The following is a 9,304-nucleotide window of genomic DNA, read 5'->3' on the forward strand; positions in this document are numbered from 1 at the left end:
CCCCCGCCCGCGGCGGGGGGGGGGGGGGGGGGGGGGGCCCCCCCCCCCCGCCGCAATCACCGGCCCCCGCGTGCCCAGCGCCCCCCCCCGGCGCTTCGCGCCGACCTCCCCCGCAAGCGGGAGAGGTGCAGCGAGTCTGCGGCTCCGATTCAGCGTCACTCCGCCAGCGCGTTGTACTTCTTCAGCGAGGCCTTCAGCTCGCTAAGCGCCGCATCCGGATCCGCGCCGGCCTTCTTTGCGCCGTCGGCCCAGGTCTTCACCAGCGGCTCGGCAGCCTTCTTCCAGGCGGCGGTCTGCTCGGGCGTCAGCTTGTAGACCTCGTGGCTGGTTTCCGCCTTGACCTTGTCGATGCCGGCGTCCTCGAACTTGCCCCAGTGCTCGCCGACCACACCGGCCATCTCGACCGTGCAATTCTTGTCGATCGCGGCCTTCTGCTTGTCGGACATCGCATTGTACTTGTCCTTGTTCATCACGAACACGAAGGTCGTGGTGTAGAGCGGCGCCTCCATGTCGTACTTGGTCACCTTGTCGATGCCGAACAGCACCAGCGAACCCCAGGGGAAGGTGACGCCGTCGGCGACGCCGCGCTCGATGATGTCGCGTACTTCGGGCGCGGAGGATTGCACATTGGTGCCGCCGAGCGAGGTGACGAAATTCGCCATGGTGGCGTGGGCGGGGCGGATCTTCAGGCCCTTCACGTCCTCCGGCATCACGATCTTCTTGGTGCGGGAGTGGAAGGAAGACGGCGAGTGGACGAAGGCGAGGCAGTACTTGACGTCCTTCATCTCCTTCTCGGCGTATTTGCGATACCACGCATCCAGCCCCATCGAGCCGCCCTTGGCATCCGAGATCAGGAACGGCAATTCGCCGGCGCCGATGATCGGGAAGCGGCCGGGCTGGTAGCCGGGATTGACATAGGTGACGTCGGCGATGCCGTCGCGCGCCATGTCGTAATGATCGAAGGCCTTGCCCATCTGCTGGGCCGGAAACACCTTGCCCTTGATGGTGCCGCCGGAATCCTTCTCGACCGCGGCGGCCCAATCCTCGAGCGATTTCTGCAGCGGATGCGAGGCCGGCACCCAGTGCGAGATCTTCAAATCGAAGGTCTTGTCCTGCGCGAACGCAGGGCTCACGCTTGCTGCCAGCAGCAACGCCAGACAGGCTTTCCTCATCACGCGTCTCTCCCTCTTTTGACGGCGGGCTTCGATGGCCCGGTCTCGTTATTTAACATGTTATCTAATTGGCCGGCGCGTTCAAGCCGGAACTGGCGCGGCGTGCCGCCGCGCACTCCCTTTTTGCCCAACCGTTATATGATATAATTATCGTGTGCGGACAGCTGCGACAAGCGAGCCACGCCGAAAGCCTACCGGATCGGGAGGAGCAAGTATTGCGGACAAAAGTCGCAATCATCGGGGCAGGGCCGGCTGGATTGTTGCTTGGGCAACTGCTGAACCGCTATGGCATCGACAATGTCATTCTGGAGCGGCAGAGCCCGGACTATGTGCTCGGCCGCATCCGGGCCGGACTGCTGGAGGAGGGAACAGTCGCGCTGCTCGACCAGATCGGCGCCGGCGCACGGGCCCATGCCGAAGGGCTGGTGCATGAAGGGATCGAGCTCGCCTTTTCGGGGCGCCGGCACCGCATCGACATGAAGGCTGCGACCGGCAAGACGGTCATGATCTACGGCCAGACCGAGGTCACGCTCGACCTGATGGATGCGCGCAACGCCGCCGGTCTCACCTCGGTCTACGAGGCCAAGGACGTACAACCGCACGATTTCGACGGCGGTCACCCGCGCGTAACCTACATGAAAGATGGCGTCACCCACACGATCGATTGCGACTTCGTCGCCGGCTGCGACGGGTTTCACGGCGTCAGCCGCGCCAGCGTTCCGGCTTCGGCCATCGAGGAGTTCGAGCGCATCTATCCGTTCGGCTGGCTCGGCATCCTCTCCGAGACGCCGCCGGTCAGCCACGAGCTGATCTATTCCAACCACGTCCGCGGCTTTGCGCTGTGCACCATGCGTTCGACCAGGCGCAGCCGCTACTATGTGCAGTGCGCGCTCGACGACCATGTCGACCAGTGGCCGGACGATCGATTCTGGGACGAGCTCAAGCGCCGCCTCGACCGGGACGCCGCCGACAGCCTGATCACGGGCCCCTCGATCGAGAAGAGCATTGCGCCGCTGCGCAGCTTCGTCGCCGAGCCGATGCGTTTCGGCAAGTTGTTCCTGTGCGGTGATGCCGCCCATATCGTGCCGCCGACCGGCGCCAAGGGGCTGAATCTGGCCGCGAGCGATGCGCATTATCTGTCGAGCGCATTTCGCGAGTTCTACGACGAAAAATCCAGCGCCGGCATTGACGCCTATTCCGCGAAGGCACTGGCGCGGGTCTGGAAAGCCGTGCGGTTCTCCTGGTGGATGACCTCGATGCTGCACAAATTTCCGGACACCGGTACGATTGGGGCGCGCATCCAGCTCGCCGAGCTCGACTACGTCACGCAGTCCCAAGCCGCGATGACATCACTGTCGGAGAACTATGTGGGGCTGCCGTTTTAGGACGGTGCTGTAGGGTGGGCAAAGCGAAGCGTGCCCACCAGCGTTGTCTTCGCGCGAGATGGTGGGCACGGCGCTGCGCACCTTTGCCCACCCTACGAGTGCTCGCGCCGGCGCCACTTCTTTCAAACACCCGCGCAAATTCCGTTTAAAACTTTGTAGGTGGTGCAACCGTCACGTCCCTCGCGTTCAATGGCGGCAGCCACCAACGCGAGATGGACATGACCAGCACCGACATCCCCGCCGGCTTCGAGCCGCATTTCCGCAAAGCCCCGCTCACCGACCCCTGGGAGCCGCTTTACTCCAGGAAGACCGACAACGGCGTCACCGTGGGATTGCGGCTCGCAACACCGCACACCAACGCGCGCGGGCTGATCCATGGCGGATTGATCGCAGCGCTGGCCGATGCCGCCATGGGCTACAGCTGCGCGCAGGCGACCGGCTGGACCACCTCGTTGGTCACGATCTCGCTGTCGGTCGACTATGTCGGCGCCGGCGAGATCGGCCAATGGCTCGCGGTCGAGGGCGAGGCGATCAAGACCGGCAGCACAATCTGTTTCGCGCAGTGCCTCGCGAAGGCCGACGGCGCCGTGATCGCGCGCGCCAGCGGCACCTTTCGCGTCGTGCCGAAAAAGGGGTGAGGGCGTCACCCGAATTTCCACCCCGCCGTCTCCACCACGAGATCGACGAAGGCGCGCACCTTGGCGGAGAGCAGGCGCGAGGTCGGGTAGACGATGTGGATCGGCAGCGCCGGCTGCTCGTATTTCGCCAACACGATTCTGAGGCGCCCGCGCCGCAAGCCCTCGGCGGCCTGATAGGCCAGCACCCGGGTCACGCCGCCGCCGGCCTCGGCATATTGCAGGGCGGCGTCGGCGCTGTTGCTGGCGAAGCGTGGATTCGGCGCCACCTCGATGTCGCGGCCGTCCTGCACGAAGCGCCAGTTCGCGGATGGACCGAACGCGATGGTCTGGTGCGTAAGCAGTGCCTCCGGCGTCTTCGGTTCGCCATGGCGCTTCAGATAGCCTGGCGTCGCCACAACGATCCGACGCATCTCGCCGACCTGGCGCGCCACGAGCGAGGAGTCGGCGAGATGGCCGATCCGCACCGCGACGTCGACGGCATCTTCCACGAGATTGACCAAATTGTCCGACAGCCGCAATTCGCAGGCGACCTCGGGATAGCGCTTGAGGTAGGCGGTCATGACAGACCCGACATGGAGCCGGCCGAAGCCGACCGGCGCCGACACCACCAGCCGCCCGCTCGGCCGGTTGCGCTCCTCCCGTGCCGAGCCGTCGGCCTCCTCGACATCGGCCAGGATACGACGCACACGCTCCAGATAGCGCGTGCCGACGTCGGTCAGGGTCACTTGACGGGTGGTCCGCTGCAACAGGCGCGCGCCGAGATGCTCCTCCAGCGCCGCGATCAGCCGCGTCACCGCGGAGGGGGACAACCGCAGTTTTCGTGCCGCCGGCGCGAAGCCGTGCAGGTCAGCGACGGTGACGAAAACATGCATGGCCTCGAGGCGATCCATGGTATTGTTGCATATACCGCAATGATGAAGTGTCAAGCGGGCCGATTGTTTTAGCCGGCGAAAAGTCCATTTTAGGTGGCGAAGACGCAGGGATGCGCCGGGATTTCAGGAGATGGTCCGATGACGGCAACTCACACCTATGCCAGCGACGTCGCATTCACGCCGGCGGTGAAGTCGATCCAGACCCGAAAGGGATCCCGCGAAGGCTATGCGCATGCCGAGCAGCGCGGCTGGCGCACCGAGGTCGATGAAAACCTCGCGGCGTTCCTGGCCGACGCCAACAGCTTTTATCTTGCCACGGCCTCGGCCGACGGACAGCCCTACATCCAGCATCGCGGCGGCCCGAAGGGCTTCTTGAAAGTGCTGGACAAGCAGACGCTGGCTTTCACGGACTATGCCGGCAATCGGCAATACATCACGCAGGGAAATCTGTCCGAAAATCCCAAGGCCTACATCTTCGTGATGGACTACGCCCATCGCCGCCGGGTGAAGATCTGGGGCGAGGCGCGGGTGGTCGAAGACGACGAGGCGCTGACGACATCGCTGATGCCGAAAGGCTACCGCGCCCGGCCGGAGCAGGTGATCCTGTTCAAGATCGAAGCGTGGGACACGAACTGCCCGCAGCACATCCCGCAGAAGTTCGACGCGACGGATGTGGCAGCGGCGCTGGCGGCAAGAGATGCGAAAATCACGGAGCTGGAGGCGGAGGTCGCGGCGCTGAAGGGGGAGAAGGCCGCGAGTTGAGCTTACCTGCCAATGAAAGCTAGAGCGACTTGCGGCGTGCACCCTGTCCCCTTGCGGGAGAGGGTGGCTCGTCGCGGAGCGACGAGACGGGTGAGGGGTCTCTCTCCACGAATGAAGCACTTTCCGTTTAGATAGATACCCCTCATCCGGCGCTTCGCGCCACCTTCTCCCGCAAGGGGAGAAGGGAAGAAGACAGCGCGTGCGGCGTCAGCAATTTCTCGAACTTACAGCCCGCTCGCGCCTTCGTGCTGGAAGCCGAGATAGCTGGCGGCGACGCGCTCGTTCGCCGCAATGTCGCTGGCCTTACCGCTGAGCACGAACTCGCCGAGCTCCATGACATAGGCCTGATCCGCGATCTTCAATGCGGCCTGCGCGTTCTGCTCGACCAGCAGTACGGAGACGCCGGCGGCGCGCAGTTCGGTGACGATGCGGAAAATGTCGGCGACGATGATCGGGGCGAGGCCGAGGCTCGGCTCGTCCAGCATCAGGAGCTTGGGCTCGCCCATCAGGGCGCGGCCCATTGCGAGCATCTGCTGCTCGCCGCCGGAGAGCGTGCCGGCGAGCTGCTTGCGCCGTTCCTTGAGCCGCGGAAACAGCGCGTAGACCCGCTCCATCGAGGCTTTCGCCTTGCTTCTCTCGATGCGGAAGGCCCCCAACTCGAGATTGTCCTCGACATTCATGGTCACGAACAATTCGCGGTGCTCGGGAACGAGGCCAAGTCCCATGGCGACGCGGTCCTCGATGTCGAGTCGCGACAGATCCTGACCTGCGAATGCCACGCGCCCCTTCAGCGGAAAGATGCCCATGATGGCGGAGAGCAGCGTGGTCTTGCCGGCGCCATTGGCGCCGACGATGGTGACGATCTGGTTCTGGCCGACTTCGAGCGAGACCGAGCGCACGGCCTCGACCTTGCCATAGGCGACATGGGCGTCGGCGACGGACAACAGCGCGGTCATGCCGCCACTCCGAGATAGGCCTTGATCACTTCGGGATTGGTCTTGATCGTGGCCGGCGTTCCTTCTGCGATCTTGGTGCCGAAATCGAGCACCACGATGCGGTCGGCGAGGTTCATGACGAAGCCCATGTCGTGCTCGACAAGCAGCACGCTCATGCCGCCGTCGCGCAGCTCCCGCAGGAGGCTCGCGAGCCGCTGCTTCTCCATGTGGCGCAGGCCGGCGGCCGGCTCGTCGAGCAGCAGCAGCATCGGATCGACGCACAACGCACGGGCGATCTCGACGATCCGTTGCTGTCCCAGCGAAAGCGAGCCTGCGAGCTGATGCATCTGCTCGCCAAGTCCGACCCGCTCGATCTGGCGGGCGGCTTCGGCGAGCAGCTTTGCCTCATCAGTGCGGTCGAGCCGCAGCATCGAGGAGATCGGCCCCGAATGGCCGCGCAGATGGGCGCCGATCGCGACGTTCTCCAGCACGGTCATGTCAGGCACCAGCTTGACGTGCTGGAAGGTGCGGGAGATGCCGAGCTTGACGATCTCCTGCGGCGGTGCCCTGTCGACCTTGTTGCCGAGCACGGAGATCGAGCCTGAGGTGGCCGACAGCACGCCGGTGATCAGGTTGAAGGTGGTGCTCTTGCCGGCGCCGTTGGGGCCGATCAGCGCGACGATCTCGCGAGCCAGGACGTCGAAGGAGACGTTGTTCACCGCGACCACGCCGCCAAATTGCTTCCGGGCCTTCTCGACCTGAAGCAGGACGCTGGATTGGCCGGGGGAGCGGGTGCGCTGCTCCAGCTTGAGCGAGGTGTCCGGCTTTTTGCCACCGGTGCGCTGGGGCAGGAACGACATCAGCCAGGGCCAGACGCCGCCGGGTGCGAGCTGAAGCAGCGCCACCAGCATGATGCCGAACACGATGGTCTCGACCTGGCCGGAGCCGGGCAGGATCAGCGGCAGATAGCTCTGCAGCACTTCCTTGAGGACCACGACGAGCGCCGCGCCCAGGACGCCACCCCAGACATAGCCGGCGCCGCCGACCACGGCGATGAAGAGATACTCGATGCCGGCCTGCGCGCCGAACGGCGTCGGGTTCACCGCGCGCTGAAGATGGGCGTAAAGCCAGCCGGAGAGGCCGGCGAGCACGGCGGCATGGATGAACACCAGCATTTTCGCCCGCGGCGTGTGCACGCCGAACGCCTCGGCCGCGACATGGCCGCGCCGGAGCGCGCGGATGGCGCGGCCGGTGCGGGAGTCCAGCAGGTTCATCGTGAGCAGCGCCGAGAGGATCACGGCAACCCAGATCGCGTAGTAGATCGAGCCGGGCGAGAGCATTTTGAACGAGCCGATCGACAGCGGCGGGATCGCCGAGATGCCGTCGTTTCTTCCCAGGAATTCGAGCTTGCTGAAGAGATAGAACAAGCCGAGCCCCCAGGCGAGCGTGCCGAGCGGCAGATAATGGCCAGAGAGACGGACTGTGACGAGGCCGAGCAGCACCGCCAGCAATCCGCTGACCAGCAGCGACAATGGGAGCGTTAGCCAGGGCGACATGCCGTAGGTCGTTGACAGCACCGCGGTGGTGTAGGCGCCGAAGCCAACGAAGGCCGCTTGTCCGAACGAGGTCAGGCCGCCGACGCCGGTCAGCAGCACGAGGCCCATCGCGACCAGGGCGGTGAGGCCGACATTGTCGAGCAGCACGATCCAGAACGGGGGCATGCCCGGAACAAAGGGGATCGCCGCCATAATCAGCGCGAAGATGAGGATGGGGAGCCGGCTCTGCATTTTGGCGTCAGTCCTTCTCTTCCTCGACCGCAGGCGCTGCGAGCGAGCGCAGCAGCAGCACGGGAATCAAGAGCATGAAAACGATCACCTCCTTGTAGTTGGAGGCATAGAAGGACGAGAACGCCTCGACGATGCCGACGACCAGCGCCGCGACCGCGGTGAGGGGGTAGCTGACAAGCCCGCCGATGATCGCGGCGACAAAGCCCTTCAGGCCGATCAGGAAGCCCGAGTCGTAATAGAGCGTCGTGATCGGCACGATCATGATGCCCGACAGTGCGCCGATGACGGACGCCAGCAGGAAGGCGATCTGCCCGGATAGCGTGGTGCGGATGCCGACGAGCCGGGCACCGAGCCGGTTCACGGCGGTCGCGCGCAGCGCCTTGCCGTAGAGTGTCAGCCCGAAGAACAGCCACAGCCCGACGATGAAGGCGATGGTAATGCCGTAGACCGTGATGCTCTGGCCTGTGAAGCGCAGCGCGCCGGTGGTGAAAGATCCCGACAGTACGGCAGGTCCGCGCTGACCTTCGGCGCCGAAGAACAATAGGCCCAAACCCTGAAGTGCGAGGTGGACGCCCACCGAGGCGATCAGCAGCACCAGCACCGAAGTGTGCGCCAGCGGCTGGAATGCGATGCGGTAGAGAAACAGGCCGATCATCGCCACGATCACCAGCGACAGCGCGATGCAGACCGCAACCGGCGGCTTCTGAGCGGTGTAGTAGACAGTCAGCGCCAGCACGATGGCCGGCAGCACGATGTTGGTCAGGATGCTGCGCAGCACCAGGCGCCCGTGCAACGCCTTGCGCGCGGCGAACAGGTCGAACGCGAAGGCGCCAAGGCCCAGGGCGAGCGCGAGTTTCGCCGTACCCGGCATCTGGCCCGCGGCCAGCGAGGCATAGGTCAGCGCGCCATAGGTGACGAATTCGCCCTGCGGGATGAGGATGACGCGGGTGACGGCGAACACCAGCACCAGCGCCAGGCCGAGCAGCGCATAAATCGCGCCATTGGTGATGCCGTCCTGCAGCAGGAACAGCATGATGGTGGTATTCAAGACCGGACGCTCCCCCTCAAAGATTCAGGACCGGTCCCCTGATTGTGGTGGACGGTCCGCTCACAGCCATTGAACAGCGCTGACGATATTTGATATGGTCCATAACAATTATCAAATATAACATCAAGAGTGGCGAACGATCCTCCCGAACTTAACGGGATTGCGAGCATGAGGCGATGACCGTTTCCAAAACCGCTGAAAAGTCCTCTGAAAAACCCGCCGAGACCGCCAAGGGCCGCAAGGACGCGGCCGACGGGCCTGGCGAAGCCCTCCAGCTCGGCGAGCTCTCGGAGCAGCTCGGCTATGTCCTGAAGCGGGCACAGCTCAAGGTGTTCGAGAACTTCCTGCGCTGCATGGCCTCGCTCCAGCTCACGCCGGCGCAGTTCTCAGTGCTGCTGTTGGTCGAGAAAAACCCCGGCCGTAACCAGACCGAGATCGCCTCCACCCTCGGCATCCTGCGCCCGAACTTCGTGGCGATGCTCGACAATCTCGAGAGCCGCGACCTTTGCGCGCGGATCCGCTCCACCAACGACCGCCGCTCGCACATCCTGGTGCTGACCGACAAGGGCAAGGCCGTGCTGGCCCGCGCCAAGAAGCTCGTCGCCACCAAGCACGAGGCTCGGCTGAACGAGCTGCTCAAGTGCGCCGCCAATAATCTGTGGCTCGGGATCATCCTGTTCGGCAGCGACCGCAGGGTCATTTTCT

9 protein-coding genes are annotated in these 9,304 nt (G+C 64.6%); 4 read left to right on the forward strand and 5 right to left on the reverse strand.

The features are described 5' to 3' along the window. Window positions 1-155: 155 nt before the first annotated feature. Window positions 156-1,172, reverse strand: a complete 1,017-nt coding sequence (locus AC0L3A_RS37415; RefSeq protein WP_007599675.1) for a TRAP transporter substrate-binding protein — start codon at window positions 1,170-1,172, stop codon at window positions 156-158. A 215-nt stretch (window positions 1,173-1,387) separates the two neighbouring features. On the opposite strand from AC0L3A_RS37415, the gene pobA reads away from it, so the two are divergent. Both pobA and AC0L3A_RS37425 read left to right on the forward strand, forming a co-directional pair. Continuing rightward, a complete protein-coding gene (gene pobA, locus AC0L3A_RS37420) occupies window positions 1,388-2,557 on the forward strand; it encodes a 4-hydroxybenzoate 3-monooxygenase (RefSeq protein WP_007599677.1) in 1,170 nt (389 codons plus the stop codon). Window positions 2,558-2,775: 218 nt separating this feature from the next. Further along, entirely contained in the window at window positions 2,776-3,195 is a 420-nt protein-coding gene (locus AC0L3A_RS37425) for a PaaI family thioesterase (protein WP_007599679.1), read from the forward strand. Between the two features lie 5 nt (window positions 3,196-3,200). Here the strand turns inward: AC0L3A_RS37425 and AC0L3A_RS37430 are convergent, their stop codons facing one another. Then, on the reverse strand, window positions 3,201-4,085 hold the full coding sequence (locus AC0L3A_RS37430; RefSeq protein ID WP_007599687.1) for a LysR family transcriptional regulator: 885 nt from the start codon (window positions 4,083-4,085) through the stop codon (window positions 3,201-3,203). 120 nt (window positions 4,086-4,205) lie between these two features. On the opposite strand from AC0L3A_RS37430, the gene AC0L3A_RS37435 reads away from it, so the two are divergent. After that, window positions 4,206-4,829, forward strand: a complete 624-nt coding sequence (locus tag AC0L3A_RS37435; protein ID WP_007599689.1) for a pyridoxamine 5'-phosphate oxidase family protein — start codon at window positions 4,206-4,208, stop codon at window positions 4,827-4,829. A 224-nt stretch (window positions 4,830-5,053) separates the two neighbouring features. On the opposite strand, the gene AC0L3A_RS37440 is transcribed toward AC0L3A_RS37435, so the two are convergent. The 3 genes from AC0L3A_RS37440 to AC0L3A_RS37450 are packed head-to-tail and all read right to left on the reverse strand — an operon-like array spanning window position 5,054 to window position 8,599. Continuing rightward, on the reverse strand, window positions 5,054-5,785 hold the full coding sequence (locus tag AC0L3A_RS37440) for an ABC transporter ATP-binding protein (RefSeq protein WP_007599691.1): 732 nt from the start codon (window positions 5,783-5,785) through the stop codon (window positions 5,054-5,056). Continuing rightward, window positions 5,782-7,551, reverse strand: a complete 1,770-nt coding sequence (locus tag AC0L3A_RS37445; protein ID WP_007599692.1) for a branched-chain amino acid ABC transporter ATP-binding protein/permease — start codon at window positions 7,549-7,551, stop codon at window positions 5,782-5,784. The genes AC0L3A_RS37440 and AC0L3A_RS37445 overlap by 4 nt, the downstream gene beginning before the upstream one ends. A 7-nt stretch (window positions 7,552-7,558) precedes the next feature. Beyond that, entirely contained in the window at window positions 7,559-8,599 is a 1,041-nt protein-coding gene (locus AC0L3A_RS37450; protein ID WP_007599693.1) for a branched-chain amino acid ABC transporter permease, read from the reverse strand. Between the two features lie 176 nt (window positions 8,600-8,775). Between AC0L3A_RS37450 and AC0L3A_RS37455 the strand changes: the two genes are divergently transcribed. Continuing rightward, window positions 8,776-9,304 (forward strand): MarR family winged helix-turn-helix transcriptional regulator (locus AC0L3A_RS37455; RefSeq protein WP_473256282.1); only part of this gene is annotated, 529 nt, incomplete at its 3' end.

The sequence above is a fragment of the Bradyrhizobium sp. MI1.3 genome (genome assembly GCF_055811695.1).